This is a genomic window from Mycobacterium sp. (genome assembly GCF_035506235.1).
Lineage (GTDB): Bacteria > Actinomycetota > Actinomycetes > Mycobacteriales > Mycobacteriaceae > Mycobacterium.
Genome location: NZ_DATJPU010000248.1, coordinates 33,972 through 60,914 on the forward strand (window position 1 = coordinate 33,972; position 26,943 = coordinate 60,914).

Here is a 26,943-nt window from a genome sequence, read left to right on the forward strand (position 1 = left end):
GGCGCGTCCGCGGCGACGAGGCGCACCTAGGGCCGGGCGCGTTGCCGGCCGAAGAGGGCAAGCAGCCGGTCACTCGGTGTGGCGGTCGCCGGTGCCCGCAGCGGTTCGGCGAACACATGCCCGGCCAGCCCGGCCCGGGCCAGCGGTGGTGAAACCCACAACAGGGCCGAGGCGATGTCCGGGGGAATGGGCCGATCGATTCGGCACGCCTGGGCGATATCCCACGCGTGCAGGGCCGCTTCGATGGCCCCAACGTGGACAACGGTTTTGGCGGGCAGGGTCCGGCCCTGGATCTCACACCAGCGGCCCGCCGTCGGGAGCGACGCCGACGCGAGCACGAAGTCGACGATCCCGGCCCGCAGCGCGGCGACCGGGTCGGGGGGATCCGAACCCGCCGCCTCGCCGTCGCGCATGACCAGCACGTCTGCGACGTCGGTCAGGGAGGCGCGGACGTGCCGCAGCAGGCGGCGCAGATCCCAGTCCCGGCACGGCGTCGGCGCCGACAGGTCGGTGTTCCGAACCAGCAGCAGGTTACCGAGCAGGTAGCGGGTCGCCTCGGCCAGCACGGACAGCTCGTCGGTGTCGGACACGGTCCGTGCCCTTCACATCCCGGGCGCCACGAACGTCTCGGGCAGACCGAACTTGGCGACCAGCGCCGGGTCGTTGAAGGCAACGATGCGCGAGATGCGACCGCCGGTCAGCGACAGCACGTCCAGTCCGTGGGCGTGAAGCGAACCATCCGGCGCCCGCTTGTACATGGCGAACGCCGGGGCGCCGTTGGCCCGGGTGGGCGCCAGCCGCCACTGGTCCGGTGTGTGCAGCACAACCCGCGCCAGGAATGCGCACACCGCCGCGCGACCGGTGAACCAGGTTGGAATGGGCGGCATTTCGAGCTCGACGTCGGCGCGCAGCAGTTGCGCCAATTCGTCGACGTCGGCGTGTTCGAAGGCCGACATGTAGCGGTCGAGCACGCCGCGCAGTTCGGGTTCGGTTGGTTCGCCGAGTTCGTCGAGTGCCGGGCCGGCCTCGGCCAATCGCGCACGGGCGCGTTGCAGGGCGCTGTTGACGGCCGCGGTTGACGTCTCCAGCATCTCGGCGACTTCGCCTGCCGGCCAACCCAATACGTCGCGCAGCACCAGGACCGCGCGCTGCAGGGGCGACAAATGCTGCAGGGCGGCGACGAACGCCAGGCGGACGCTGCTGCGCAGGGACACGACCACGGCGGGGTCGTCGGTGGCGCCGTACAACAGGCTGTCCGGGACGGGCTGCAACCATGGGATGTCGGACTGCGCCGGGGCAAGTGCCGCGACCGCGCTGTCGGCCGGGGCGCCCAGCCCGGACGGAAGGGGGCGCCGCTTGCGCGTCTGCAACACGTTCAGGTACGTGTTCGTCGCGATCTTGTAGAGCCACAACCGGACCGAGGATCGGCCCTCGAACCTTTCATAGGCCTGCCACGCCCGCAAGTAGGTGTCCTGCACGAGGTCCTCGCACTCGTCGACGGATCCGAGCATGCGGTAGCAGTACGCCTGCAACTCGGGTCGATATTGTTCGGCGACTAAGGCGAAGTCGTCGACGCTGGCGTCCGGCATGGCACAGAGCCTTTCACGAGTCGCGGCGCGGCGGCCGGGGATCGTCGGGGTTGCGCTCCCCCGGGCCGGGGTCGTCCCACCACTGCGGCTGCTGGTCGCCGTATGCGTCGTGCCAGTTCCACCACGCATACGCGGGGGTCTGCGGGTAGCCGTCCGGGGAGTCCTCCCAATCCTCTTGCCGTCCAAGGGCGGTCATGTCCAGGTAGCTCCAGGTGGTTCCCAGCGCCTCATCGCCGCGGTTGTTGATGAAGTATGTGCGGAACACCCGTTCGCCGTCGCGGATGAACGCGTTGGTGCCGTGCCACTCGTCGACGCCGAAGTCACGGTCGAAGTCGTCGGTGATCGTGTACCACGGCATGTGCCACCCCATCCGGGCCTTCGCGCGCGCGATGTCGGGCTGGCCGGCGCGGGAGGCGAACACCAGTGTGGTGTCGCGGGCATTCAGATGCGCCAAGTTGCCGACGTGATCGGCGATCATCGAGCAGCCGCGACAGGCATGGTCGGGCCAGCCGTCCACCCCGGGTTCCAGAAATGCCCGGTACACGATCAGCTGGCGCCGGCCACCGAAGAGGTCCAGCAGGCCGGCCCTGCCCTCGGGCCCCTCGAACTGGTACGGCTTGTCCACCGGCAGCCACGGCATGCGCCGGCGCCGAGCCGCCAGCGCGTCCCGCGCGCGGAAGAGCTCTTTTTCTCCGACCAGCAGCTGCTGGCGTGCGGCCTCCCAGTCCGGCGCCGATACGATGGGGGGTGTCTGCATGTTCATCTCTGCCCTTTCGATTGTGGTGCAATACATTTCAGGCAAGCTTCTGCAGGCCTGCGCCGGTCAGCAGGTAGCCGGGAGCAACGCCGGCGCTGTCCGCCTGCTCCAGCTCCACGATGGCCGCCCCCGCCGACTCCGGGCTGAGCAGTTCGCCGAGCTGCCGGACATATTCCTCCTCTGTTTGGCCCCCGCGGGCCGCGTACGCGCGCACGGCGGGGCGGCCGAGCTCGGTCAGCGGCGTGATTCGGGGCATCAGGGCCGTGAACCTGAGGCCGAGGCCGGCGCGGTCCGCCTCCTCTTGTGCGTAGCCGGCGATGAAGCGTTGGGTGGCTTTGGCGCCGGCGTACCCGCCGCTGAGCGGTGAGCCGGCCAGCGCCGCCCCGCTGCTGACCACCACCACCGTGCTGCCGGGCCGCAGCGGTTTGAGCAGGGCCTCCCGCAGCCAATGAAAGGCCATGCGCACGTCGGTGTTCCAGTTGGCCGAGAACGTCTCCCAGGTGTGGTGCTGCAGCGGGCGGATCAACGGGGTCGCCCCGGCCACCAGGACCAGCAGGTGCGGATCGTATCGGTCCAGCAGGCTGCCGGGCACCGACGGGTCGGCCGCATCGGCGGCGACCGCTTGGATGCTGCCCGCGCCGCCGGGCTCGGGAAACGTTGTCGCACTGCGGGACACCGCGATCACGGAGGCGCCGGCGTTGGATGTAGCCGCCGCGATGCCCCGGCCCAGTCCCCGGCTTGCTCCGACGACGAGTGCGGTTTTGCCGGATAGGTTGTTCATCTTGTGCTCCTGTTAGCCGCGAGCCGTCGCGAGCAGCTGGGCGTACTGGCGCTCCAGCTCCTTGGCCGGGCTGCCGCGCCAGCTATGGGCAATCGATTGCGACACGGGATCGGGGAAGATGTCCTCTTCGCCGCGTTGCAGCGCGTCGAAGACGGCGGCGGCCACGGACCGCGGGGTTGCTTTCGGTATGTCGAGTTCCCGGGTCGTGACCAGGACTGCTTTGTCTGCGACTGTGTCCATGACAAGCCTCTCTCAACTGAAAAGCCCCCGCACCGGGGTGCGGGGGCTTCGGCGATGTGTCGACCGAGTCCGATCGAACTACACATATAGACAAGTTTCGCGACCGAAACTCATCGCGATGTCGCGCCCCGGTTCTCTCGCACAGGGCGGCGGCGACTGGCAACCTTGGTTGTCATCGTTCGTGAGTCCCGCACAATTCACCTGGTCGCAACAAAATTGGGGTTGCCTTGGGCCGGGTTTCGAGAACGGACGGATAGAGGAGTCAATGACCACAACACAGGCTCGACCGGTCGAACGATGCGGGCTGATTCAGCGGTTCACCGGGCTGTGCGTCCGGTATGTCGAACGCCTCATGCCCGATCCCTATTTGTTCGCGGTCATCCTCACCCTCCTCGTGGTCGCGCTGGTTGCGTTGCTCGTGCGGGGCGCCACGCCCCCGTCGAGCGGGTAATCGCCGCGTACCGGCGAATCGACGAAGTCGACCGGCCGAAAATCTGGATCACGCTGCGCGACCGGGCCGACGTGCTGGCCGAGGCCGGTGTCGTCGAACAACGGCTCGCCGCGGGCGAGGGCTTGCCGTTGGCGGGCCTGGTGCTCGCGGTGAAGGACAACGTCGACGTCGCGGGCCTGCCCACCACCGCGGGATGCCCCGAGTTCACCCGCGTGCCGGCGACCACCGCCGCCGCGGTGCAACGGCTTCGCGCCGCGGGGGCGATCGTCCTCGGCAAGACGAACCTCGACCAATTCGGCGCCGGCCTCGTCGGTACCCGCAGTCCCTGTGGCGCCGTTCGCAATTCGCGCCATCCCGAGCTGGTGGCCGGCGGCTCCAGCTCCGGCTCCGCCGTGGCCGTCGCGCTGGGCATCGCCGACATCGGCATCGGCACCGACACCGCGGGATCCGTCCGGGTCCCCGCCGCACTCAACGGCATCGTCGGGATCAAACCCACGCTCGGGATCATCCCCACCCACGGGGTGGTGCCCGCGAGCGCCAGCTTCGACGCCGTCTCCGTGCTGGCGCCCGACCTCGGCCTCGCCACCGCCGCCGCGGCGGTCATGGCCGGCCCCGACCCTCGCGATCCCCGCAGCCGCCGCTGGCCCGCCGACGCTCGCCTCGCCGCACCCCGCGCGCCGCGGCTGGCGATCCCGGACGCCGCGAACCTCACCGCGCTCAGCGACGCCTACCGACAAGCGTTCGAGCGCAGCGTCGCCCGCGCCGCCGAGGCCGGATTGCGCGTCGAACCGATCGACATCTCGGTGCTGCTGGACGCGGCGCGGCTGCTCTACGACGGCGCCCTGGTCGCCGAACGATACGCGGCCGTCGGCGAGTTCCTCGACAGCGCACCGGCCGGCGCGGATCCCGTCGTGGCGTCGATCATCACGGCGGCGCGCGCTATCACCGGCTCCGCCTTCGCCGCCGATCCGGACGCGTTGGCACGCGCGCGGGCCGACGCCACCGATCTCCTGGCCGGGTTCGACGCGGCGCTGCTCCCGACCACCACCGAACACCCCAGCTTGGCCGAGGTACGGGCCGATCCCTATTCGATCAACCGCCGCATGGGCACCTACACCAATTTCTGCAATCCGCTCGATATGGCCGCGGTCGCCGTTCCCGCGGAGCCGACGGCCACCGGCGGTCCGTTCGGCGTGATGGTCGTCGTACCGGCGTTTCATGACCAGGTCGCCGTCGACATCGCCGCACGGCTCAGCGGGGCGGGGTCGGCGCTTCTCGTCGAAACCGGCTGCGACATAGCACTATTCGGTATGGAATCCGTGCGCCGGCGGCTCGAACGACTCGGCGCCCGCTACGCCGGCCAGGCCAACGCCAAGCAGGCGCGTGGGGAACTGTTCCGGATCTCGGAGGCCGGGCTGGGCCGGGCTGCTGGCCGACCTTCCCGCGCCCGCGACGCTGAGCAACATCGAACTCGAGGATGGTCGCACGGTCACCGGGCTCGCCGAACGTGGGTCCTAGGCACGGAAACCGTCGCTCCGCGAAGGCCCACGATAGCCGCCTCTGGCGGTAGGGTTACGCCCCATGTCGGGTCGTAAGTTCTCGTTCGAAATCAATCGGACTAGTAGCGCGCCTGCGGCGACGTTGTTCCGCCTGGTGGCCGACGGCGCCAACTGGTCGAAGTGGGCCAAGCCGATCGTTCTGCAGTCGAGTTGGGCGCGTCAGGGGGATCCCGCGCCGGGCGGCGTCGGGGCGGTCCGCAAGGTCGGCGTCTGGCCCCTGCTGGTGCAGGAGGAAACCGTCGCCTACGAGCAGGATCGCCGGCACGCCTACAAGCTGATCGGGCCGCCCAGCCCCGCCAGGGATTACTTCGGCGAGGTGGTCTTCACCCCGAATCCGGCCGGCGGCACCGACATCCGCTGGACCGGCGAGTTCGTCGAAGGGCCCCGCGGGACGGGTCCGGTGATGCGGGCCGCGTTGGGTGGGGCGGTCCGGTTCTTCTCGGGCCGGCTGGTGCAGGCGGCCGAGCGCGAGTCGGCCGGCGGACGGTAGCAGACTGCCTTGCGGCCCAAGGCCTTTCGGCCGCGCGAGGCTATGGATCGTTGGCCTGCTGCTCGTCGATCTGAGCCTGCTGGATGTCCTGTTCGAATTGCTGCTGGGCCTGTTCGTTCTGCTCCTCGGCCTGTTGCATGGACTGCTGCAGCTGCTGCTGAGCCAGTTGTTGCTGCAACTGCGCCTGCTGTTGGGCCTGGTCGTCGTCGTCATCGGCGGCAAAGCCGCCGAACGGAGCGGATAGCGCCACGTCGGTCACGCGCACCGGTTCGCCGGGACGTCCTGCATTGACGAGCGCGAGCATCGCGAGGGCCGCGGCGCCGGCAACAATCAGCGGCATCAGCCGACGGCTGTAAGGGTGGGTGGTCATGCCTCAGGTTCGCGCCCGCGACTAGCCGCACGCTGGGAAGCGGCTGTCGCTGCCATATGAGATCGCGCGCTGTCACCCGGTCGCGCGGTTGTCCGGCCCACCCCCGACTCCTAAGCTGGACTAAGTGATTGATGTCGTCATCGCGGGCGCCGGCCCGAACGGGCTGATGCTGGCCGGCGAACTGGGATTGGCCGGGATCCGGCCGGTCGTGCTCGACCCCATGCCCGGGCCCAATCCGCAACCGCGGGCCAACGGCATTATCGGCCAAGGGGTTCGGCTCCTGGACCATCGCGGCCTGTACGCCACGCTGGCGGGCGCGCACGAGCCGCCCCGGCTCAACCCGCGCGCGATGTTCGCCGCGTTCCCGCTCGACCTCGCGCTGGCGCCGGATGCGCAGTTGTTCTTGCTCCCCGTCCAGCAGCCCAGGCTTGTCCGGGTGTTCGCGGAGCGGGCCGCCGGGCTCGGTGCGGATATTCGCTGGGGCCACAAGTCGATCGGCTTCGACCAGCACGACGGCGGCGTCACCGTCCACGTCTCCGGTCCCGACGGGCCTTACGAGCTGAGGGCCCGTTATCTCATCGGCGCCGACGGGGGCACCAGCATGACCCGCAAGCTGGCCGGCATCGACTTCCCCGGAATGTCTTCCTATGACTTGGTCGCCCGGATGGGCTTCGACGTGCTCCCGCCGGACGAATGGATCGACGCCGACGGCGGGCTCGACATACCGGGGTTCGGCCGCGTTCCACCGCTGCAGTTTCATCGGACCGACCAGGGCGTGTTCGCGTTCGGCGCGCTCGGCGGCAGGGCGGCCATGATCGTCTTCGAATTGGACAGGACGGCTCGCGAGGAACCCCGCGACGACGACGCCGACGGCCCGCCGATGAGCCTGTCCGAGCTGGAGGCCAGTGCCAAGCGCGTGCTCGGCGCGGACGTCCCGCTGCGGCCCGTTTCCCCCGGCGCGCCGCTGGATCTGCGTCGGTTCTCCGGCATCAACTCCCGGATCGCATCCAAATACCAAGTGGGACAGGTGATCCTGGTCGGTGACGCCGCGCATGTCCACTCGCCGATGGGCGGACCGGGGCTCAATCTGGGACTGCAGGACGCGGCGAACCTCGGCTGGAAGCTGGCCACCGTGCTCAACGGACGCGCCGGGCCGGCCCTGCTCGAAACCTACGAGGCCGAGCGCCGGCCCGCCGCCGAGCGGGTCATCATGCACAGCCGGGCCCAGCTGGCTCTCGTGCGGCCCGGGCCCGAGGTCACCGCGCTGCGCCAGCTGTTCTCCGAGCTGGTCACCGATCCGGGGATCGTGCGCCGCCTCACCGACCTGATCTCCGGGGCCGAAAATCGTTACGTCATGGGCCCCGGCGCGCATCCCCTGGCCGGCCGCTGGGTGCCGGACTTCGGCGTCGCCGACGCGAGCGGGACGAGGCGCGTCGCGGAACTCGCCCGCGACGGGCGGCCGCTCCTCGTCGACCTCACCGAACGCGGCGCTGTGGCGGCCGCCGCGGCCGAGATCGCCGACCGGATCACCGTGGCCGCCGGCCGCCCCGTCGGCGAGCTGCCCGCCACCGCCGTGCTGGTGCGTCCGGATGGTTATGTGGCGTGGGCGTCGTCGGCTCTCGCACCCGATGCCGACGAATTGGCTGAACTGCGTAGGACTCTTACGCGCTGGTTCGGCATCTGAGCCGCTATTTCGATCCGACCTCGTCCTGGTACTTCTTGGCCATGTGCTCGACGGCCTGCAGCTGAGACTGCGCCAGGTCGTCGCGCACCTGACCGGCCCGTGCCGCGGCGTCCAGCGTCGGCTGCGCCTGGCCCTGGAAGTGCGGCATCACCTCGGCGGCGAACAGCTCGGCCGACCGCTTGGTGGCCGCCGGGTTCGCCCACTCGTGGCCCATCTGCAGGAAGCAGCCGAAGCCGCCGGACTGATCCCAGACCCGCTGCACCTGGGCCCGCGCCTGTTCCGGCGTGCCGATGACCCCCGCCCCGTTGTCGTTGATGACGTCGATCATCTCGTCGAGCTGCTTGCCCGGCATGGTCATCTGGGGGAAGGCCGCCACGTTCTGGAAGTAGTTGAACCACGACTCGATGCCGAATTTCACGTCGGCGCGGGCCTGTTCGTCGGTCTCGGCGATGTGCATGGGCCCGACCAGGCTCCAGTCCTTGCGGTCGGCCCGCGTGCCGAACGCCGCGGCGCGCTCCTCGACGATTCCCCAGTGATACGAAAGGGCGTCGAAGCCCTCGACGATCAGCGTCGCCCCGATGGACAGCAGGCCGATGCCGTGCTTTCCGGCCAGCCGGGCACCGGTCGGCGAGGCGACCGCCGCGACCGCCAGCGGGATCCCGCCGTCGCTGTACGGGGCCAACTGCAATTTCGCGTCGAACAGCTGGTGTGTGGGGGTCTTTGCGCTCACCGTCTCCCCCGCCAGCAACCGAACGACGATGTCGAGGTTGGTTTCCAGCAGCTCGCGCGTGTCGGTGGGGTTCAGCCCGATCATCGCCGAATCGGTCGGCAACGAACCCGGTCCCACCCCACCGATCACGCGCCCGTGGGTGAGGTGATCCAGCAGCATCAACCGGTCGGCGACCCAGAGCGGGTTGTGGTAGGCGAGCGAAATGACCCCGGTGCCAAAGCGAATCCGCTTGGCGCGTTCGGCGGCCGCTGCGATGAAGACTTCCGGCGAGCTGATGATCTCGCTGCCGGCGGAGTGATGCTCCCCGATCCAGGCTTCGTCGAAGCCGAGGGCGTCCAGATGTTCGACGAACTCGAGGTCACGTTGCAGGGCAAGAGTCGGATTGGTGCCAGCCCGGTGGAACGGGGCGATGAAGTATCCGAACCTGAGCTTGGCCATGGGGATCCCCTTGCAGTCCAGTTGCGGAGAACCATAACTCAACGTGCCCTGGGTCAGGCCAAAAGGGAGGGCCCTCGACATTGCTCAGCCGGCGGGGCCAGGTGTCCATGGCCCCACCGGCTATCGGAGCAAGTCCCCGCAGAGAGCAGCCGTCAATAGCCGCCGCAGAGGTTGCCGACGCAACCGCCGCCGCCACCCGGTCCACCGCCGCCGCCGCCAACGCCGGGGATGCTGCCGCCCCCGCCGCCGGGGCCACCGCCGCCGGTCGGGCCGCCCGGGACGCTACCGCCTCCGCCGCCCGGACCCCCGCCGCCGGTCGGGCCACCCGGCGCGCCGCCGCCCCCGCCGGGTGTCGTCGACGGCGCGGGCGCCACGCTGGACGTGGGTGTGGTGGTGGTCGATGGTGTCGTGCTGCTGCTCGGCCCCTTATTGCCGCCGCCGCATCCGACCGCCAGCACGAGCATGGCCGTACCGCCGAAAAGCGCGACGGCATTCCTGGCTCCAGATCTCATCAGCTTCCCCACTCTCCACTCGCGCCACTCTTCTGCGGTCCACTTCTCCGTACCCCGGCACGCGCGGGCGCAAACGGTGGCCGCCGCAACGATGGGAATCGCCGGTGGCCTGCGGAAATGGCCCGAGAGCACGAGGTCGCCGGATCATGGGCGATCCAGCGGCCGGGTCGACCGGGGACTTAGCAGTTGGCGCCGGGAATGCAGCCGGTCAGGATGGCCGCGTGGACGCCTGCGGGACTTGCGGGAGCCGAGGCGGTCGTCGTCGACGCGCTGCCCGCCGGCATGACGCCGACCCCGCCGACCCCGACCGTCAAAGCAAGCGCCGCCGTACCGCCATAAATCGCAATCCTCGTCTTGGTTGGTGCCTTCATCAGCCGCTCCTCACCTCGCGGGCGCTTATACGGCTAATCCTACGCCTATGCAACTATTGCTGGCGGGCATGCTTATGAGGATCTTGTGCCCTTAGTCTTCCTTGGTGATCAGCTTCCGCAGCGCCACGCGGTCCGGCTTCAGCAGCTCGTCGATGCGCGGGTGGTTGACCTCGGCCACGATGATCTCGCCGACCTCCTGATTGACCTCGCTGAAGATGCCGTGCGACTTCATCTTCGACGTCTGGTACAGGTTGTCCTCGGTCGGCGTGACGTAGTACACCGCGTCGGCCTTGAAGCGGTGGACGAGCCACAGGTGGATCAGCGTCATCAGCCGCTTTTGACGCAGCTTCTCGGCGAAGGTGTTCTGATCGCGGACGGTAAGGATGCTGCGGCCGTGGCGATCCTTGATCGGGTCGAAGACGACGTTTGCCAGCTGCTCGTCGCCGTTGCCGTAGATGCCCAGCACCAGCACGTCCGAGCCGGCGCGCCGGGGCCGCAGCTGCACGCGCAGCTTCTCGCCGAGCTGATAGTGGTCGCTCCACAGCGCCAGCCACTCCTCGAGCAGCTTCTTCGGCACCTCCGTCTGCACGAGGTGCTGATGCTGGGTCGAGCCCTTGCCCATCGCCTTGGTGGTGGCCGTGCGGCCCGAGGAGGCGGTCAGCGCGGCGTCGCTGCGTGGGCCACCCACCAGGGTTTGCGGTGTGCGGTAAGGAGACTCGACCAGGCGCATCTTGCGCTGCAAGCGAGCCAGCGCCAGCATGCCGTCTTGCCTGAGGGCGGTGGCGAACTCCTCGGCGGCGACGCCGTCGATCTGGTGTCCGCCGTAGGTGATGAAGTTGAAGACGAAGCCCATCTTGCCGAGCTCTTCGGGGAAACGCTTCATCTCCTCGTCGGTCATGCCGGTGGTGTCCCAGTTGAACGACGGCGAAAGGTTGTAGGCCAGCATCTGGTCGGGGAACTCGGCGTGGATGGCCTCGGCGAACTGCCGGGCGTCGGCGAGATCCGCGGTCTTGGTCTCCATCCAGAGGATGTCGGCGAACGGGGCCGCCGCCAGCGACTTGGCGATCGCATACGGAATGCCGCCCCGAATCTGGTAGTAGCCTTCCGGGGTCTTGGCCAGCTCGCAGTCCCAACCGGGATTGACGCCCAATTCCCTGGCCTTCTCCCGGGCGGCGTAGAGTGACGCACGCTGGGAGAACCGCCGCCACTCCTCGGGGCTCATGTCGACCGGCTCGCCCTCCCTCTCGCCGAATGCGAGCACCTCCGCGACGGCCTCGCCGTAGGTCATCAGCCCGGCGTCGTCCTCCCAGGCGGCCACGAACCGCGACTCGACCTGGTCGAAAAGGTCGTCGATCGATGCCCTCCCGTTCTCCCGCCAGGCGTTGACGGCGTCGGAGATCAGGCCCTGGATGCCCTGGCGCTCAAGCCATGCCGTGGCGGTGGCGTACTCCGAGTCGGCCATCGCGTAGAGGAGATGGCCGTTGAGCTCCTTGACGCCCAACTCGTAGAAGCGCCGAACGAGCGCCAAGAAGCAGGCCTTGTACGACGGAATGGTCAGGTTCGTGGCGCCCAGCAGGAACGGCTGGTCGCGCTCGTCGGCGCGGCTGTCGATCAGGTTGGCCGCCTCGGCGTCGGTGCGCGCGACGATGATGCCGGGGACCCGCATGACGTCGAGCTGGAAGCGCGCCGCGTTGAGGCGCTTGATCTGCTCGTCCGACGGCACCAGAACCTTGCCGCCCTGATGGCCGCACTTCTTGGTGCCGGGGCGCTGGTCCTCGATGTGATAACCGGGCACGCCGACCTCGACGAAGCGGCGGATCAGGTTGCGCACGTGCGGGTCACCGCCGTGGCCGGTGTCGGCGTCGGCGATGATGAACGGGCGGAAGTCGTAGGCCGGCGTGGTGGCGCGCTGCTGTTCGGTCATGTGCAGACGCATGTACTCCTGATTGCGGTCGGCCGTGAGGAGGGCTCGCACCAGCACCGCCGCGTCGTCGGGCACCTGGCTCAGCGGGTAGCTGGCGAGGTCGGGCCCGGGATCCTCCGTCGTCGAGCCCTTGGCCGAGGTTGCCCAACCGCCCAGGTAGATGCCCTCGATGCCCATCCGCTTCATGCTCACTGCCTGGCCGGGCGAATAGGGACCGAACGTCGTGATGCTCTTCTTCGCCGCGAAGAGTTCGCGCAGCCGGTCGTAGAACGCCGCCGCGGCCTCTCGCGCCACGATGTAGTCGGTCGGAATCGTGCCGCGCTGCTCAGCGACCTGGCGCGCCGTGTACAGGCGGGTGATCCCGGCAAAGCGCGAACCCTCGAAGTATCGCTGCGTAGCCTCGACGTCCTGCTCGAACGGCGTCCGGATCGCTGTGTCCGTTTCGATGATGGCCATGGGATTACGCTCCTCTTCCAGCACGATTCCGCTGCAGGTGAGTTTATCCCCGCAGCTGGCGGTTCAATCAGGGGTCAATGGTCCCGAGCCAAAACTGTTGCCATGCCGTACTCCGGCGTTGGGGCCACCGGAATCCGCCGGGCCGGCGGCGTCTCCAGCAACGCTTTTGGTCGACGGTGCGACGCTCGCCGCCGAGCCGACGGCCTCATCGCGGCCCGCGGTAGGCGCTCAGCCAATCCCGCTGCCGGCCGATGAAGTCCGCGTCGACGGCCTTCCCGTGCCCGGGGACGTAGATGGCGTGCGGTCCGCCCATGGCGAGCACGCGATCCAGCGTTGCCGGCCAGGCCGCCACGTCGGAATCGGCGTCGATGGCGGGGTCGCCGGATTCCTCGACGAGATCACCGGTGAAGACCACGACCGGGCCGCCGTCGCCCCCGGGCGCCATGACCACGAGATCCGACGTGGTGTGGCCTCGGCCCGGATGGGCGACCGTCGCGGCGCGGTCCCCGAGGTCGATGACGGCGTCGTAAATCCCGTGCTGGGGAGGGCGCAGGGCCGCGATCGCACGGTCGATCTCGGTCGGGTCCGCGCCGTAACTCAGCGCGTCGGCGCGGACCCGGTCGGTCGCCGACGACAGGTATTCGACCACCTCGGGCGCGCAGTACACCTCCGCGTGGGCGAACGCCGAGGAACCCAGGACATGGTCGAAGTGCTTGTGCGTCAACACAACATGCGTCACCGGGCGTCCCGCGATCCGGCGGACATCGGCGTCGACGGCCGCCGCCTCGACGAGGGTGGTCCCGGTGTCGACGAGCAACGCCCCGGCACGCCCGCACACCAGCCCGATCGTGACGTCGCAGAACGGCAGGCGACAGCGATGCACGCCGGCGGTCAGCCGCTCCCAAGCGAAATGCATAAGGAGGACCGTAGCCGCGGAGCCGGGAAATGTCGGGACGAGTTGACATGTCGGAAACTCCCGACGTATCTTGGCGCGGTGGCCGCGCCCGATCGCGTCTTTCTCGCCCTGGCGAACCCCGTGCGCCGGGAATTGCTGGAGATCCTGGCCGGACGGCCCCTGTCCGCCGGCGAACTCAGCGCCCGGTTCGAGCTCAGCCGCCCGGCCGTCGCCGAGCATCTCAAGGTGCTGCGCGACGCCGGGCTGGTGGCCGACGAGCCGCAAGGCCGCCGGCGCATCTACCGTCTGACCGCGGAACCTCTGGCCCAACTCGGTGAGTGGCTGCATCCGTTCGAGAAGTTCTGGCGCGCTCGGCTGGCCGGGCTCGCCGAGACAGCTAAGGAGCTGGAATGACCGAGCCGCGCTTGGCGGGAAAGGCGCCCGCCGCCATTCGGGTGGATCAATTCGTTGCCGCACCACCGGCGAAGGTGTGGCGGCTGCTGACCGAACCGGAGCTGGTGCGACTGTGGTGGGCCGAGGGTGAAGTGGCCGCGGTGGTCGGCCACCGGTTCACCCTGGACATGCCGGGCTACGGCAAGCAACCATGCAAGGTGCTCGAGGTGGATCCCCCGCACCGCTTCGTCTATACCTTCACCGCGGCCTGGACGCTGACCTGGCGCCTGGAGCCGGAAGGTACCGGCACTCGAGTGTTCTTGGAGCACAGCGGTTTTGACCTCAGTGACACGAGGATGGCCGAGGCCTTCGACCGGATGGGCCCCGGCTGGCGCGACGTCGTCCTCCCCCGCCTTGCCGACGCCGCCGCGCGGGCCTGAGCGGTCGAGGAGGAACACGATGCGCGCAGTCGTCATCACCAAGCACGGCGACCCGTCGGTCTTGCAGGTCCAGCAGCGCCCCGACCCGCCGCCACCGGGCCCGGGGCAGCTGCGGGTTGCGGTGCGCGCGGCCGGGGTGAACTTCGCCGACCACCTCGCCCGCGTCGGCATGTATCCCGACGCGCCGAAACTGCCCGCGGTGGTCGGCTACGAAGTCGCCGGGACGGTCGAGGCCGTCGGCGACGGTGTCGATGCCGGCCGCGTCGGCGAGCGGGTCCTGGCGGGCACGCGATTCGGCGGCTACGCCGAGATCGTCAACGTCGCGGCCAGCGATTCCGTGCGGCTCCCCGACGCGCTGACCTTCGAAGAGGGGGCGGCCGTCCCCGTCAACTACGCGACCGCCTGGGCCGCGCTGCACGGTTACGGATCGCTGCGCGCCGGCGAGCGCGTCCTGGTGCACGCCGCCGCCGGCGGTGTCGGCATCGCCGCGGTCCAGTTCGCGAAGGCAGCCGGGGCCGAGGTGCACGGCACCGCCTCGCCCGGCAAGCACGCGAAGCTGGCGGAGTTGGGCGTGGACCGGGCGATCGACTACCGCCGCGACGGCTGGTGGAAGGGCCTGAAAACTTCGAGCCCCTACGACCTGGTGCTCGACGCGCTGGGCGGCACGTCGCTGCGGCGGTCCTACGCCCTGCTGCGCCCGGGCGGAAGGCTTGTGGGATATGGGGTTTCGGCGATGCAGCACGGCGAGAAGCGCTCGCTGCGCGCGGCGGCGCCGCACGCGCTGGCGATGCTGCGCGGGTTCAACCTGCTCGACCAGCTCTCGGAGTCGAAGGCCGTGATCGGCCTCAACATGCTGCGGCTGTGGGATGACCGCGGCACGCTGGAACCCTGGATCACTCCCCTGGCCAAGGGTCTCGAGGACGGCACCATCGCTCCCGTCGTGCACGCGGCGGTGCCGTTCGCCGAGGCGCCCGAGGCCCACCGCATCCTGGCGGCCCGGGAGAACGTCGGCAAGGTCGTCCTGGTGCCCTGAGTTTCCTGCACCGCGACAGGGGTTATCTAATCTAGCCATGGCCATCACCGAGACCCGCGAAGTCGTCATCGACGCGACGCCCGACGAAATCATGGACGTTCTGTTCGACCTCGAGTCGCTACCCGAGTGGTCCTCGATCCATAAGAAGGTCGAAATCCTGGAGCGGGACAAGGACGGCCATCCGAGCAGATCCCGGCAAAAGGTCAAAATCGTCGGCGTCACCGACGAGCAGGTGCTCGACTATTCCGTGCACGACGACGGCGTGGGCTGGACGCTGGAGAGCTCCAAGCAGCAACGTGCGCAGGAGGGCCGCTACACGCTGACGCCCGAAGGCGATTCGACCAGGGTCCGTTTCGAACTCACCGTGGACCTTTCCGCGCCGGTGCCCGGTTTCCTGGTCAAGCGCGGGGCCAAGGGGCTGATGGAAACGGCGACGGACGGCCTGCGCAAGCGGGTGCTCGAAGTGAAGGGCGGCAGGTAGTCTCGCTGGAATGAGGAGCGGTCGAGCGCGCCGATGCGCTCGGGCGGTGCCGGCTATCGCGGTGGTCGCGGCGATCGTGCGGCGAGCACGCATCGCGGCCGGCATGCGCCGCGGCGACCAGGCGGTGATCGACGCCAAGCGGCATCGCAACAAGCGGATGGCCAACAAGCTGGTGACCAGCGTGGGCCGCGCCGGCCGACCACACAGCATCTTCGCCGTGCTGGAGCACACCGGCCGGCGGTCCGGCCGGCGCTATGCGACACCCATCCGCGTGGTGGAGCAGCCCGGTGGCTTCATCGTCCCACTCACCTATGGGCCGAAAACCAATTGGTATGTCAACCTGCAGGCTCGACCCGGCCAACTGCATTGGCAGGGACGCACCATCCCGGTTGGCGACCCGAACCTCGTGCCCACCAGCCTCGCGGCCGGACTGTTTCCGCTGCCCTCACGGTTTCTGCTCTGGCTCGACGGCACCGAGCAGTGCGTCGCCCTCCGCGACCTGTCCTAGCCAAAGCGCACTGTCTGCGTGCGAACGAGTCCTTCCGGACCAACCGTCGGCGAGCGACACTGTCCTTTATGAAATCGACACAGGCGAGCACGTTTCACCGCATCGCATCGGTCACGGCCGGGCTGGCGCTCCTCGTGGCGCTGCCCGGCTGCGGCGGCAACGGCGGCAGCCGCATGACGGCTCCGCTGACGCCGAAGGTGACGACACTCGGCCGGATCGTCGCGCAAGCGCCCGCCGACGGACCGTTGACGATCAGCAGCCCGGCGATTCCGGACGGCGCGCCGATTCCCGTGCAGTACACCTGCAAGGGGGCCGATGTGGCGCCTCCGCTGACGTGGTCGGCGCCGCTGGGGGCGGCGCTCGTCGTCGACGATCCCGACGCCCCGCGCGGGCCCTACGTCCACTGGCTCGTGGTCGGAATCCCTCCCGGCCCCGGCAGCACCGCGGATGGTCAGACTCCCGCCGCGGGCACCAGTCTGCCGAACTCGGCCGGCCAGGCGGGGTACAGCGGGCCGTGCCCGCCCGCGGGCACCGGGGTGCACCACTACCGGTTCACCCTCTACCAGCTCCCGGCCACGTATGAGCTCCCCCCGGGGCTCGTTGGGCCACAAGCGGCGCAGGCCATAGCGCAGGCCGCATCCGGACAGGCGCAGTTCACCGGTACGTTCGGGTCCTGATGCCTTCGACGCAGCCGACGTTCGATGTTGAAGAGGCAATCGGATTCGGCCAGCTCGTCAACGCCGCCTATGCGACATCGCCGGGCGATTTGACGAACAGGGCCGGTGAGGCTCTGAGCGCCGGCGGTGTCGACTACACCGTGGTCACGACGATCTACGCCAACGACCTGGCGACCGACATGAATCCGGGGCGCGTCGACGACGACGTGTCCATCGGGCTGATCTGCCAGGACGAGAAGACGGGCGACGTGGCAATCGCGATCCGCGGTACCGAGGGGATGCTGGAATGGATGCACGACGCCGAGTTTCTCCAGGTGCCGTGCCCGTTCCTGGCCGGCGCCGGCCATACGGAAGACGGCTTCACCGACATGTACGTGTCCCTGCGGACCGGCGCCGCGTCGGGTGCGCCGACGGTGATCAACACATTCGCGAAGCTTCCGTTCCGGCAACCCGTCGGCTCGGTCACGCTCTGCGGGCACAGCCTGGGCGGGGCGCTTGCGACGCTGCTTGCCCTCGACATGGCGGCGAACACGAAGTTCACCGTCGCGGCCGTTTACACCTATGGCAGCCCACGCACCGGGGATTCACTGTTTGCGAGGAGCTATGACCAGGCGGTCAAGAATTCGTGGCGCATCGCGAACCGCCTGGACGTCATCACCGCGTTGCCGCCCCCCATCGACTATGAGCATGTGCTGAACCCGCACGACCTGAACCCGATTCGGTTGGTGCCACTTCCGCCGAAGGTGCTGGTGAAATATTCGGTGCTGTGCGAACATTCGCTCGCGACCTATCTGTATCTGCTGTCCCTGCAATCCGGCGGCCCGGTCCTTGCCCTCGAACCCGCCTGCAAACCCTGAACCGGCGCTCGCGGTCGCCGGTCGAGCGTGTGCCCACGGCGACGACACGCCGAGGGACCCCGCCGTGGGTGCACAACGGGAGTCGTGAGCGCTCAGGGAGCGCTCTTGAGGGCCGCCTCGACGAAGCGGCGTAGCACGGCGTTGCGGGCGCGCGGCAGAAACGCAAGCGAGACCGGGCTTTCGGGCGCTCGCCGCAGGGCGATGAACCGCACCCCGGGGTGAATGTTGCGCCTGACGGCGACGTCGGGGATCACGCCGATGCCGCGATCGGCCGCGACCGACTCGATCCATTCGTCGAAATTCCTTGTCTCCACAACGGTTTCCGGGCCTTCTCCCGCGGGCCAGGACCACGGGCCGGTGGTGCCGCTGGCGGTGTTGACGACCAACGGCCACCGCGGCACCTCGGCCCAGTCCAGCTCCGACCGTCCGGCGAGGGCCGAGTGAACCGAACAGACCGCGACCCTCGATTCGTTGAACAGGTGGACGACGCGCACCGCGGTCGACGTGACCTGTCCGCGCACCACCGCGACGTCGACCTTCCCCTGCTGCACCGCACCCAGCGCGTCGTCGGCGCGGATCAACGTGACCGCCGTCCCGGTGGCGCGTTCGAAGCGGGCGACGGTGTCCTGCGCCCACGGGTCGGGCAGCAACCAACTGAAGCCCAGGCGGATGCTGGCCTGCCGCCGCACGGCGCCGAATCCGCGCTCCAGCTCCGCGAGCGCTCGTTCGACGTGATCGAGGAACGTCCGTCCGGCCTGCGTCGTCTCCACGTGCCGCGAACTGCGGTCGAGCAGCGTGACTCCCAGCGCGTCTTCGAGCTGCTGGACGGTGCGGCTCAACGCCGGCTGGGTGATGCTGAGCTCGTCCGCGGCCTGGGTGAATGACTTGAGCCGCGCCACCGCCTCGAACACCCGCAGGTGACGCAACTCGACCCGGCCACTGTCCAGCGTGCCCATGCCTGAGAAGCATAGATCGATGACAACAGGCATTTCACAGCCGATCTCCCCGGACCTACCGTCGAAAGCAGGACACCGACCGAAGGAGAGAAAATGCCGTTGCTCTACATCGACCTCATCGAGGGCCGCGTGCCGTCGGAGGTTCGGGCGCTGCTGGACGCCGTTCACGAGGCGGTGGTCGAAGCGTTCGGGGTGCCGCCGCGCGACCGCTATCAGGTGGTGCACACCCATCCCGCCCACGAGATCGTCGCGTGGGACACCGGTCTCGGCATCACCCGCTCGGCCCAGCAGGTGATCGTGCACGTGGTCAGCCGGCGCCGCACGCGTGCCATGAAGGAGAAGTTCTATGAGCTGCTGGCGCTCACGCTGGCTGAGCGGTGCGGGATCGACCCGGCGGACTTGATCGTCTCGATCACCGAAAACGGCGACGACGACTGGTCTTTCGGTCACGGCCGGGCGCAGTTCCTGACCGGAGAGCTGACATGAGCCTGAAAACCCGCCTCACCGAGTTCCTCGGAATCGAACATCCCATCATGCTCGCGCCGATGGCGGGAGTCTCCGGCGGCCGGCTCGCGGCGGCGGTGACCTCGGCCGGCGGCCTCGGCCTCATCGGCGGCGGTTACGGCGACAAGGACTGGCTGGAGCTGGAATTCGACCGGGCCCGGCCGACGAGGGTCGGATGCGGGTTCATCACCTGGAGCCTTTCGCGGACGCCCGAGTTGCTCGATGCGGCCCTGGCGCGGCAGCCGGCCACGATCATGCTGTCGTTCGGCGAGCTACAGCCGTTCGCCGGCCGCATCCGCGCCGCCGGCGTTCCACTCACCGCCCAGGTGCAGAACCTCGACCACGCCCGCCAGGCCCTGGACGCCGGCGCGGAGATCATCGTGGCTCAGGGCGGCGAGGCGGGCGGGCACGGAATGACCGCCCGTTCGACTTTCACGCTGGTGCCCGACGTCGTCGACCTTGTCGCCGAACTCGCGCCCCGAACCATCGTGGTGGCCGCGGGCGGTATCGCCGACGGCCGGGGCCTGGCCGCGGCGCTGGCGCTCGGCGCCGACGGCGCGCTCGTGGGGACCGGGTTCTGGGCGACCCCGGAGGCGTCGGTGTCGCCGCGTGCACAGCAGCGTGCCCTTCTTGCCAGCGGGGATGAAACCGTTCGCACCCGGGTCTATGACGTTGTGCGGCGGCTGGATTGGCCCGCCGAATACACCGTGCGGGCGCTGGGCAACTCCTTCCTCGACTCCTGGCACGGCAACGAACACGAGCTGTCGGCTGCGCTGCCCGACGCGGTGAACGCCTTCGAAAATGCGACCGCTGCAGAGGATTTCGACACCGCGGCCATCATCATCGGCGAGGCGGTCGGGCGTATTCGCCAAGTACGTCCCGCCGCAGAGGTGGTCGCCGACATGGTCGCGGAGGCCAACGAGATCCTGAACCGGGCGCACGCGCCCGGCTCAGTACAGGGGTGACCAGTCCGACGTCCGCAACAGCCGGCTCTGCCACTGGTCGCGGAACTTCAGGGCCTCGAACATGTAGCTGCCGGGCGCCCGGTGCTCGGCCGGAACCTCCTCGGTGAGCAGGTGGACCAGGGCCGCGTAGTTGTCGGAGTCGTCAATCTTCTGCCACAGCATGGCTTCTCGGCGCCGATAGCTGCCGTGGGCGACCTGGAAGCACGCCTGGATGTCGAGGATCCGCATCCTGGCGGGCGCTTGGGACAGCGGCCGGTAGTAGATCTCGTCCCAGGAGCGGATGTAGTCGTCCAACGCCGCGTAGGGCCAGCCGGTGTCCTCCATGAACATGGTCAGCGGGTGGGTCTGGCCGTTGGTGGGCACGCTTGCCAAATCGACGGCCTGCAGCGGTGACCACGCGACCGGCAGCAGCAGCTTGCCCGTCACCTCGTGGCGCAGGTTGTCCAGCTCGCGCATCCAGGGCCGAAGGTCCCCGCCCTGGGCCCGGCGGGCCAGGCTCTCCCAGGCCGCGCCGTCGCTGATCCCGGTGATGGTGACGACGGTATAGGACGCCCCGCTGCCGTGGGCGTGGTTGGTGTACCAGAGCAGCCGGGCGTTGTCTTCGCGGGCCAGCATGGGCATCCAGCCGTCGCGGTAGGCGGCTTCGAATTCGTCCTGCCGCGCGCCGACCACCTTGTGGGTCTCGTGAAGAAACAGCACTGGCTCTCCTCTTTCAGGCGTTGGCTCAGGTCTCGTCCACGATGAGCGCGGCGATCTGACGGCGGCTGACCTTGCCGGTCGCGTTGTAGGGAATCTGATCGACGATCGCCAGCCGCTCGGGCAGCTTGAAGTAGGCGATCAATTCCCGGCAATGCGATCGCAACTGCTCGAGTGTCACTGGCGCGCAAGCGACTACGGCGGCCCCGACCCGCTGGCCGAGCTCCTCGTCGGCGACACCCGCGACCGCCACGTCGCTCACTGCCGGATGCGAACGCAACGCCTCCTCGACCTCGACCGGCCCGAACTTCTCTCCACCGCGGTTGATCGTGTCACTCAGCCGGCCGGACGGGAAGATGTAGCCGTCGGGATCTTGGCGGGCAAGGTCACCGGTGCGCAGCCAACCTTCGGTCACGTTCTGGGTGGTGTTCACCCACAGCTCGCCCACCGTTCCGGGCGCGACGTCGTTGCCGGTGGCGGGATCGACCACCCGCACCTCGACCCCGGGCAGCGGCCGGCCGACCGAACCGGCCCGCGCCGGATCGCGGTGATCGTCGGGCAGCAGGGTCGTGTATGCCCCGAGCGTCTCGGTCTGGCCGAACACGTTGGCGAACGCGACGTGCGGCAGCGCGGCCATCGCCCTGCGCACCAAAGCGACTGGCGCGGCGGCGGCCCCATAGGCGATGGCGACCAACGACGTCAGATCGGTGCCGGCGAAGTCCGGATGGTCGAGGATGCGCTGCAGCATCGTGGGCACCATGAAGGTGGTCGCCACCCGGTGCTCCGACACCAGCCGTAGCCACTCGCCGGCGTCGAAGCGCGGCTGCACCACCGAGGTGGTGCCCGAATACAAACCGCCGAGCGTGCCCAGCGCGCCGCCGACATGGAAGAAGGGGACGCACATCATCCCCACCGCCGGTCGGGCCCCGGCCCGGAATGGCACCGCCATCCCCCTGATCCGCGCGGTGAGCTGCCGGGCGGTGATGCCAACGGCCTTGGGCAGTCCCGTCGTGCCGCTGGTGAACAGGACCAGGGCGTCCCCGGCGGCGTGGTCATCGGCGGGTGGTGGCGGCTCGGGCGATTCGCCGGTGAGGTCGGACACCGTCAGCACCGTCGGAGCGCCCGCGTCGCGGACGCGCTCGACGTACGGCTCCCCCGCGACCGCCACGTCGGTGCAGCCGGCATTCGCCAGGAGCCCCCGCAGCTCGGGCGGCGTCAGCGCGGGATTCATCAAGGCGGCGGCGGCGCCGACGCGCGCCGCGCCGAGCACCGTCGCGACCGAGAGCAGGCTTCCGTTGTCGACGACCGCGACGCGCCGGCCGGCCACCACCCCATGAGCGGCCAGGGCGGCGGCGCAGCGCCGCACCGTCGTCGCCAGGTCGCCGTAACTGATGAAGCGGCCGTCGATGATGAGCGCGGTCCGGGCCGGTTCGCCGGTGGCGGCGGCATCGAGGAGGGTCCCGATGTTCATCCGTGGGCCTAATACAGGGGTGACCACGCGGACGTGCGCAGTAGCCGGCTGGTCCACTGGTCGCGTAGGTCCAGGGCGTCGTGCATCCACGTGCCCGGGGCGCGGTATTCGGAGGGAATGTGGCTTCGGAGCAGTTCGAGCAGTTGCTCCGGCCGTTTGATCCGCTGCATCAGGATGACCTCGCGGCGCACGTGGCTGCCCAGCGCGGGCTGAAGGGCCGCCTGGATCGTCAGCATCGAAGACGGCCGCTCCAGGCTGCGGGCATAGACGTCGCCGCAGCGGTCGATGTATTGCTCGAACTTGTCCTGGTAGGGCCACATGGTGTCTTCCATGTAGAGCGTCAGCTCATGCTCCCGGCCGTCGGTGGGCACCTCGTCGAACGAGACGTCCTGTCGGGGCGACCACGGCAGCGGCACCAGCAGCTTGGCCTCGACCTCATGGCGGAGTTCGTCGAGGCCGCGGATCCACTTCTGCAGGTCGCCGTGCTGCACCCGCAGCGCGAGGCGCTCCCAGGCCGCGCCGTCCTTGACCGCGGTGATGGTGACGACGGTGTAGGCGGGCCCGCTGCCTTGCGCGTGATCGGCGTACCACAGTAGCCGGGCGTCGTCATGGGCGGCGAGCGTGGGCATCCAGCCCTGTCGGAACGCGGCCTCGAAGTCATCTTCGGCGCGGCCGCGCACCCTGTGTACCTCGTGCATGAACAGCACGCCGAGACCTCCAAACACGGGACGTTCGCCCGATGAACGCCCTCGATCAACGGACCGTAACCCGACCAAATTCTCGCGTCAGCGCCGGGTCTGCATCCGCACGATTGCGCGTAGGCCGACCTAGACAGCCGAGTTGAGAATCTGGTTTGCTCAACACGGTAACGACCTTCACCGGGCAGGAGTTCACGCATGGCCCGACTCGATGTACCGGATGGGCCCGGCGGCGAAGCCGCCATGCTCTGGACGCTGCGGCCGCAGCTCGGCGGCATGGTCGAGCGGATGATTCGGGGCGCGTACGAGCAGAGCATTCTGCCGGCCGAGGAGCGGGAGCTGGCGCGGATGCGAATCGCGCAGATCAACGACTGCGTCGCCTGCTCGGATTTCCGCGCCCGGTCCGTGCTGGACGCCGGTGTTGCCCCGGAGCTGTACGAGAACGTCGCCGCCTACGCCAGCTACCCCGGCTACACGCCGCGTCAGCGCCTGGCCATCGAGTTCGCGGAGCGCTTCGCCAACGACCACGCGTCGATGGACGACGCGTTCTTCGAGCGGCTGGGCGGGGCGTTCTCCGACGAGGAGATCCTCGATCTGACGCTCTGCGTCGCGGTGTTCCTCGGCCTGGGGCGCTCGTTGGCGGTGCTCGGTGTCGACCAGTCCTGCGCAATCGACCTTTGATCGGCCTCGCCCAACACAGTAAGGATCCGATGGACATCGCCTCGGTCGATGAGTTGCTGACCACTACCCGAGCGGTGCGCAAACGCCTCGACCTGAACCGGCCCGTCGGCCGCGAGGTGATTCTCGAGTGCATACGACTGGCCATGCAGGCGCCCACGGCGAGCAACGCACAGGACTGGCGCTGGCTGGTGATCACCGACGCCGACAAGCGCGCCGCGATCGCCGACATCTATCGCAGCGTCGGCGCTGAATATCTCGGGCATGCGGCCAGGGAGGCGTCAAATCCGCAGACCCGGCGCGTGTACTCCGGCGCGCTGGCCCTGACCGAGACGCTGGCCCGGGTCCCCGTGCACGTCATCCCCTGCCTGGACAACCGGATCGACAACTCGAACCTGCTGACCGCGGCGTCGGCCTGGGCGTCGATCATCCCGGCCGGCTGGAGCTTCCTGCTTGCCCTGCGGTCCCGCGGCCTGGGGTCGGTGTGGACGACGATGCACCTGGCCAAAGAGCAAGAGGTGGCCGAATTGCTCGGGATCCCCGACACGGCCACCCAGGCCGCGCTCTTTCCGGTCGCCTACACGATCGGCACCGACTTCCGACCGGCCAAGCGGCCGCCCGCGGAAACCATCACCTATTGGGATACCTGGGGACACCTGGTTGGAGAACGCTGATGCAGTCCTACACCGTGCGATTCCACGTCGACGCGCCGCCGAGGAAGGTGTGGCGGGTGCTGCATCCGCCGGTTCCGCCGAACGCGCCGCGGCCGCGAGTGCTCACGTGGCCGAACGGCAGCATGGAAATCCTCAACGAGGGCAACGAGGCCGGTGAGGGCTTGGTCCGCACCTGCGTCTTCGAAGTGCCCAAGTACCTGTTGACCGGTGGCCGGGCACGCTCCTGGGAGACCGTGACCGAGGCGGAGCTCAACAAGCTGTCGCGATACGTGGCGGTCGGCGCGCCGTTGTGGTCGCGCGCCGAGGGCTATCACCAACTCGAGGAGCAGCCCGACGGCACCACGGTGCTGACGTTCCACGAGACTTACCACGCCTACAACCCCGTGCTGCGCTTCTTCCTCGAGCGTCCGGTGCACGCGAAGATCTCTCGCGACAACCTCAAGACCTACGAACATGCGCTGGGCTACGCCGGCAAAGTGCGCCGGCTGACGTAACGTATTCCCTTCTGCCGCAATACTTTCGCTATGTGCAGGGTGTGCCGCGCCCCGGCCGCAGTGCCAAACATGTCAGACCCCGCGTGCATCGTGTCGGCAAGCACGATGAAAGGGGACTTGCGATGTGCTGGATGTGCGACCACCCGGGGAGCACCGTAGACGACTACCTCGATGTGATCCGCGGAAAGATTCGCGGACGAGGCTGGACGGTGCAGTACGTCGAGGACCGGGTTCCGTACGCGTACACCATCGGCCTGGCCGGCCACGGGTTGCCCGAGTTCTTGATGACCGGCGTCTCACCGCTGCGGGCGCTCGAAGTGTTGGGCGGCCTCGCCGAGTCGGCAGCGGAGGTGGTCTGGGATGTCGATGCGCCCAAGCCGGGTGCCCGACTCGCCCTGCCTGGCCCGACCCTCATCGAAGTCGTCGAGGTCGAACATCCCGACGCGCATATGAACGTCGCGATCGCGATCCACGGCAGCGAGGTAAGGGCGCTCCAGCTGGTGTGGGCCGACGCGCGTGGACGCTGGCCGTGGTCCCCGACCTTCGACAACGGTCGAGGTACACAACCCGTGCTCGGTGTGCGGGCCGCGCACCGTGGCGCGGACTCGAAAGGCGGTCCCCACCCTTGACCAAAACCGGACGGCGCTAGCACCCGTATAAAGAATACCTTTCGACTGAAATAAATCGTTATTGCAGACCCAAGTCATAGCAGCTGAAGGTTTGGTCAATTATTGCCGTTGCGCGTCGCCGAGACCTGATTCGATTTGAGCGAAAACGCACCATAAGATATCCAAGGACCCTAACCTTGGCTGCGCCGTGAAAATACTGTCGGCCGTAGGGTTCTCATAGGTGTCGGGCGCCCGTGGGTTTCACCATCCAAGGGAAGGGGTTGAGAGCTTGATCAATTCCAGAAAAGGCTTGCATTTCGTTGAGGTGTCCTTGGCAGCGAATTTCATCGATCGGCTGCGTACGGCCGAGCTACGAGTTACCCGCCCGCGAATTGCGGTGTTGTACGCCGTGCACACGAATCCGCATTCTGACACGGAAACGATCATTTTCGCGGTGCGTAATTGTGTGTCGGATGTATCCCGACAGGCGGTCTACGACATCCTGCATACGCTGACTGACGCCGGTCTGCTGCGGCGGGTTCAGCCCCCGGGTTTAGTAGCGCGCTACGAGTCCCGGGTGGGCGACAACCACCATCACATGGTCTGCCGGGTTTGTGGGGTCATTGCAGACGTGGACTGTGCCGTCAGTGACACACTTTGCTTGGCCCCGTCAGACGCCAACGGCTTCCAGCTCGACCAGACCGAGGTCATCTACTGGGGCCGATGTTCCGGCTGCTCGGTACCACACGTGTCTCAACCTATCGGGGATCACAGTCCCATAGAACAACTCCCCGACGACATGCCCAGCTCGGACGATATCGACAACCTGCCACCGAGCAATGGCCAACCGTTGTCGACGCCAACGCCGAGGCCGGGGGAATGGCTTGCCCCCGGCCCGCTTACGCCCATTACTTTGTTGAAGGCGACCGGAATTGGGACAGGCGGCCTGGGAGCCAACGCCGGGTGGGCTCGCTACGACGTCTCCGATGCCACGGTGGCTAGTAACGGGCCTCGCGTCGAGCCTTCCGTTCCGCGCTCGTCAACGTCGATGTGAAATGAGTTGCTCGCACCGGTAGGCTGCTAGCTCGTGGGGCTCGAGGTGAAAGCATCCGTGGCGACACGATGTGCGGCTGCCGGGCTGTTGCTTGCGGGCTGGGCCGTGACGGCGGCGTCTACGGGCATCGCCGGGGCCGATCCGGAGCCGACACCGCCGCCCGGGCCGAAGACGGCGATCGACCACGACGGCACGTACGCGGTGGGGACCGACATCGCGCCGGGCATCTACAGCTCGGCGGGGCCCGTCGGTGACGGGACTTGCTACTGGAAGCGGCTGGGTAACCCCGACGGCAATCTCGTCGACAACGCCCTGAGCAAAAAGCCACAGGTCGTGCAGATCGATCCGACCGACAAATCGTTCAAGACATCGGGCTGCCAGCCCTGGCAGCTGACGCCCGACGCCACACCGCCTCCCACCACAGTGCCTCCCGGCGTGCAAGGCACTCTCGGCATCCTCAACGGGCTGCTCGGCGGCCAGAACGGCCAGCAACCCCCCCATTCCTGACG

Annotated in this window: 32 protein-coding genes and 2 pseudogenes; 19 read left to right on the top strand and 15 right to left on the bottom strand. The window is 68.6% G+C overall.

What is annotated here, in order from left to right; translation table 11 throughout:
* Positions 1-26 precede the first annotated feature (26 nt).
* The 5 genes from VMD50_RS22315 to VMD50_RS22335 are packed head-to-tail and all read right to left on the bottom strand — an operon-like array spanning position 27 to position 3,367.
* Positions 27-590, bottom strand: a complete 564-nt coding sequence (locus VMD50_RS22315; protein ID WP_325430806.1) for a maleylpyruvate isomerase N-terminal domain-containing protein — start codon at positions 588-590, stop codon at positions 27-29.
* A 12-nt stretch (positions 591-602) separates the two neighbouring features.
* Positions 603-1,589, bottom strand: coding sequence for a sigma-70 family RNA polymerase sigma factor (locus VMD50_RS22320; protein ID WP_325430808.1), 987 nt, complete (start codon positions 1,587-1,589; stop codon positions 603-605).
* Positions 1,590-1,602: 13 nt separating this feature from the next.
* Complete coding sequence (locus VMD50_RS22325; RefSeq protein ID WP_325430810.1) at positions 1,603-2,346, bottom strand: DUF899 domain-containing protein; 744 nt, start codon at positions 2,344-2,346, stop codon at positions 1,603-1,605.
* Positions 2,347-2,383: 37 nt separating this feature from the next.
* Positions 2,384-3,127 (bottom strand): SDR family NAD(P)-dependent oxidoreductase, encoded by a 744-nt coding sequence (locus tag VMD50_RS22330; protein ID WP_325430812.1) that lies wholly within the window; start codon positions 3,125-3,127, stop codon positions 2,384-2,386.
* A 12-nt stretch (positions 3,128-3,139) separates the two neighbouring features.
* Entirely contained in the window at positions 3,140-3,367 is a 228-nt protein-coding gene (locus VMD50_RS22335; RefSeq protein ID WP_325430814.1) for a Rossmann-fold NAD(P)-binding domain-containing protein, read from the bottom strand.
* Positions 3,368-3,632: 265 nt separating this feature from the next.
* Between VMD50_RS22335 and VMD50_RS22340 the strand changes: the two genes are divergently transcribed.
* From VMD50_RS22340 to VMD50_RS22350, 3 genes and pseudogenes are all read left to right on the top strand, one after another.
* On the top strand, positions 3,633-3,818 hold the full coding sequence (locus tag VMD50_RS22340) for a hypothetical protein (protein WP_325431118.1): 186 nt from the start codon (positions 3,633-3,635) through the stop codon (positions 3,816-3,818).
* Positions 3,818-5,336, top strand: a pseudogene (locus VMD50_RS22345) (allophanate hydrolase). The gene VMD50_RS22340 and the pseudogene VMD50_RS22345 overlap by 1 nt, the downstream one beginning before the upstream one ends.
* A gap of 63 nt (positions 5,337-5,399) precedes the next feature.
* Positions 5,400-5,867 carry an SRPBCC family protein gene (locus VMD50_RS22350; RefSeq protein ID WP_325430816.1) on the top strand — a complete coding sequence of 156 codons (468 nt, stop codon included), beginning with the start codon at positions 5,400-5,402 and terminating at the stop codon, positions 5,865-5,867.
* A 40-nt stretch (positions 5,868-5,907) separates the two neighbouring features.
* Here the strand turns inward: VMD50_RS22350 and VMD50_RS22355 are convergent, their stop codons facing one another.
* Positions 5,908-6,237: a hypothetical protein gene (locus tag VMD50_RS22355; RefSeq protein ID WP_325430818.1), complete on the bottom strand. Its 330-nt coding sequence runs from the start codon at positions 6,235-6,237 to the stop codon at positions 5,908-5,910.
* A gap of 124 nt (positions 6,238-6,361) precedes the next feature.
* Here VMD50_RS22355 and VMD50_RS22360 point away from each other — a divergent pair, with 124 nt between their 5' ends.
* A complete protein-coding gene (locus VMD50_RS22360; RefSeq protein ID WP_325430820.1) occupies positions 6,362-7,921 on the top strand; it encodes an FAD-dependent monooxygenase in 1,560 nt (519 codons plus the stop codon).
* A 4-nt stretch (positions 7,922-7,925) separates the two neighbouring features.
* Here the strand turns inward: VMD50_RS22360 and VMD50_RS22365 are convergent, their stop codons facing one another.
* From VMD50_RS22365 to VMD50_RS22385, 5 genes are all read right to left on the bottom strand, one after another.
* Positions 7,926-9,089, bottom strand: a complete 1,164-nt coding sequence (locus VMD50_RS22365; RefSeq protein ID WP_325430822.1) for an LLM class flavin-dependent oxidoreductase — start codon at positions 9,087-9,089, stop codon at positions 7,926-7,928.
* A 152-nt stretch (positions 9,090-9,241) separates the two neighbouring features.
* Positions 9,242-9,601 (bottom strand): hypothetical protein, encoded by a 360-nt coding sequence (locus VMD50_RS22370; protein WP_325430824.1) that lies wholly within the window; start codon positions 9,599-9,601, stop codon positions 9,242-9,244.
* A gap of 179 nt (positions 9,602-9,780) precedes the next feature.
* Positions 9,781-9,972: a hypothetical protein gene (locus VMD50_RS22375; RefSeq protein ID WP_325430825.1), complete on the bottom strand. Its 192-nt coding sequence runs from the start codon at positions 9,970-9,972 to the stop codon at positions 9,781-9,783.
* Between the two features lie 91 nt (positions 9,973-10,063).
* A complete protein-coding gene (aceA, locus tag VMD50_RS22380; protein WP_325430827.1) occupies positions 10,064-12,352 on the bottom strand; it encodes an isocitrate lyase ICL2 in 2,289 nt (762 codons plus the stop codon).
* 205 nt (positions 12,353-12,557) lie between these two features.
* Positions 12,558-13,268 (bottom strand): MBL fold metallo-hydrolase, encoded by a 711-nt coding sequence (locus VMD50_RS22385; RefSeq protein ID WP_325430829.1) that lies wholly within the window; start codon positions 13,266-13,268, stop codon positions 12,558-12,560.
* Between the two features lie 78 nt (positions 13,269-13,346).
* On the opposite strand from VMD50_RS22385, the gene VMD50_RS22390 reads away from it, so the two are divergent.
* The 7 genes from VMD50_RS22390 to VMD50_RS22420 all read left to right on the top strand — a co-directional run bounded on the left by VMD50_RS22390 (position 13,347) and on the right by VMD50_RS22420 (position 17,636).
* Complete coding sequence (locus VMD50_RS22390; protein ID WP_325430831.1) at positions 13,347-13,661, top strand: ArsR/SmtB family transcription factor; 315 nt, start codon at positions 13,347-13,349, stop codon at positions 13,659-13,661.
* Positions 13,658-14,080, top strand: a complete 423-nt coding sequence (locus VMD50_RS22395) for an SRPBCC family protein (protein ID WP_325430833.1) — start codon at positions 13,658-13,660, stop codon at positions 14,078-14,080. The genes VMD50_RS22390 and VMD50_RS22395 overlap by 4 nt, the downstream gene beginning before the upstream one ends.
* Before the next feature lie 19 nt (positions 14,081-14,099).
* A complete protein-coding gene (locus VMD50_RS22400; RefSeq protein WP_325430835.1) occupies positions 14,100-15,113 on the top strand; it encodes a zinc-binding dehydrogenase in 1,014 nt (337 codons plus the stop codon).
* Positions 15,114-15,150: 37 nt separating this feature from the next.
* Complete coding sequence (locus VMD50_RS22405) at positions 15,151-15,594, top strand: SRPBCC family protein (protein ID WP_325430837.1); 444 nt, start codon at positions 15,151-15,153, stop codon at positions 15,592-15,594.
* A 46-nt stretch (positions 15,595-15,640) separates the two neighbouring features.
* Entirely contained in the window at positions 15,641-16,102 is a 462-nt protein-coding gene (locus VMD50_RS22410; protein WP_325430839.1) for a nitroreductase/quinone reductase family protein, read from the top strand.
* Between the two features lie 68 nt (positions 16,103-16,170).
* Positions 16,171-16,779, top strand: a complete 609-nt coding sequence (locus VMD50_RS22415) for a YbhB/YbcL family Raf kinase inhibitor-like protein (protein ID WP_325430841.1) — start codon at positions 16,171-16,173, stop codon at positions 16,777-16,779.
* Positions 16,779-17,636 carry a lipase family protein gene (locus tag VMD50_RS22420; protein ID WP_325430844.1) on the top strand — a complete coding sequence of 286 codons (858 nt, stop codon included), beginning with the start codon at positions 16,779-16,781 and terminating at the stop codon, positions 17,634-17,636. Before VMD50_RS22415 ends, VMD50_RS22420 begins: the two co-directional genes overlap by 1 nt.
* A 92-nt stretch (positions 17,637-17,728) precedes the next feature.
* Here the strand turns inward: VMD50_RS22420 and VMD50_RS22425 are convergent, their stop codons facing one another.
* The gene (locus tag VMD50_RS22425) at positions 17,729-18,592 is read right to left on the bottom strand and encodes a LysR family transcriptional regulator (protein ID WP_325430846.1); all 864 of its coding nucleotides are present in this window, start codon (positions 18,590-18,592) and stop codon (positions 17,729-17,731) included.
* 93 nt (positions 18,593-18,685) lie between these two features.
* Here VMD50_RS22425 and VMD50_RS22430 point away from each other — a divergent pair, with 93 nt between their 5' ends.
* Entirely contained in the window at positions 18,686-19,078 is a 393-nt protein-coding gene (locus tag VMD50_RS22430) for a tautomerase family protein (RefSeq protein WP_325430848.1), read from the top strand.
* Entirely contained in the window at positions 19,075-20,061 is a 987-nt protein-coding gene (locus VMD50_RS22435; RefSeq protein ID WP_325430850.1) for an NAD(P)H-dependent flavin oxidoreductase, read from the top strand. The genes VMD50_RS22430 and VMD50_RS22435 overlap by 4 nt, the downstream gene beginning before the upstream one ends.
* On the opposite strand, the gene VMD50_RS22440 is transcribed toward VMD50_RS22435, so the two are convergent.
* The 3 genes from VMD50_RS22440 to VMD50_RS22450 are packed head-to-tail and all read right to left on the bottom strand — an operon-like array spanning position 20,047 to position 22,926.
* Positions 20,047-20,760, bottom strand: coding sequence for a hypothetical protein (locus VMD50_RS22440; RefSeq protein ID WP_325430852.1), 714 nt, complete (start codon positions 20,758-20,760; stop codon positions 20,047-20,049). The two genes, VMD50_RS22435 and VMD50_RS22440, sit on opposite strands and share 15 nt — an antisense overlap.
* Positions 20,761-20,785: 25 nt before the next feature.
* On the bottom strand, positions 20,786-22,228 hold the full coding sequence (locus tag VMD50_RS22445; protein ID WP_325430854.1) for a class I adenylate-forming enzyme family protein: 1,443 nt from the start codon (positions 22,226-22,228) through the stop codon (positions 20,786-20,788).
* 8 nt (positions 22,229-22,236) lie between these two features.
* Positions 22,237-22,926 (bottom strand): hypothetical protein, encoded by a 690-nt coding sequence (locus VMD50_RS22450; protein WP_325431104.1) that lies wholly within the window; start codon positions 22,924-22,926, stop codon positions 22,237-22,239.
* Between the two features lie 198 nt (positions 22,927-23,124).
* Here VMD50_RS22450 and VMD50_RS22455 point away from each other — a divergent pair, with 198 nt between their 5' ends.
* The 6 genes and pseudogenes from VMD50_RS22455 to VMD50_RS22480 all read left to right on the top strand — a co-directional run bounded on the left by VMD50_RS22455 (position 23,125) and on the right by VMD50_RS22480 (position 26,941).
* Positions 23,125-23,607, top strand: a complete 483-nt coding sequence (locus tag VMD50_RS22455) for a carboxymuconolactone decarboxylase family protein (protein ID WP_325430856.1) — start codon at positions 23,125-23,127, stop codon at positions 23,605-23,607.
* A gap of 29 nt (positions 23,608-23,636) precedes the next feature.
* Positions 23,637-24,278, top strand: coding sequence for a nitroreductase family protein (locus tag VMD50_RS22460; RefSeq protein WP_325430858.1), 642 nt, complete (start codon positions 23,637-23,639; stop codon positions 24,276-24,278).
* Positions 24,278-24,772, top strand: a complete 495-nt coding sequence (locus tag VMD50_RS22465; RefSeq protein WP_325430860.1) for an SRPBCC family protein — start codon at positions 24,278-24,280, stop codon at positions 24,770-24,772. The genes VMD50_RS22460 and VMD50_RS22465 overlap by 1 nt, the downstream gene beginning before the upstream one ends.
* Before the next feature lie 131 nt (positions 24,773-24,903).
* Positions 24,904-25,401 carry a DUF4262 domain-containing protein gene (locus tag VMD50_RS22470; RefSeq protein WP_325430862.1) on the top strand — a complete coding sequence of 166 codons (498 nt, stop codon included), beginning with the start codon at positions 24,904-24,906 and terminating at the stop codon, positions 25,399-25,401.
* 289 nt (positions 25,402-25,690) lie between these two features.
* Positions 25,691-26,137: pseudogene (locus VMD50_RS22475) on the top strand (Fur family transcriptional regulator); the annotation flags it as partial.
* Positions 26,138-26,467: 330 nt separating this feature from the next.
* Positions 26,468-26,941 carry a hypothetical protein gene (locus tag VMD50_RS22480; RefSeq protein ID WP_325430864.1) on the top strand — a complete coding sequence of 158 codons (474 nt, stop codon included), beginning with the start codon at positions 26,468-26,470 and terminating at the stop codon, positions 26,939-26,941.
* Positions 26,942-26,943: the final 2 nt, after the last annotated feature.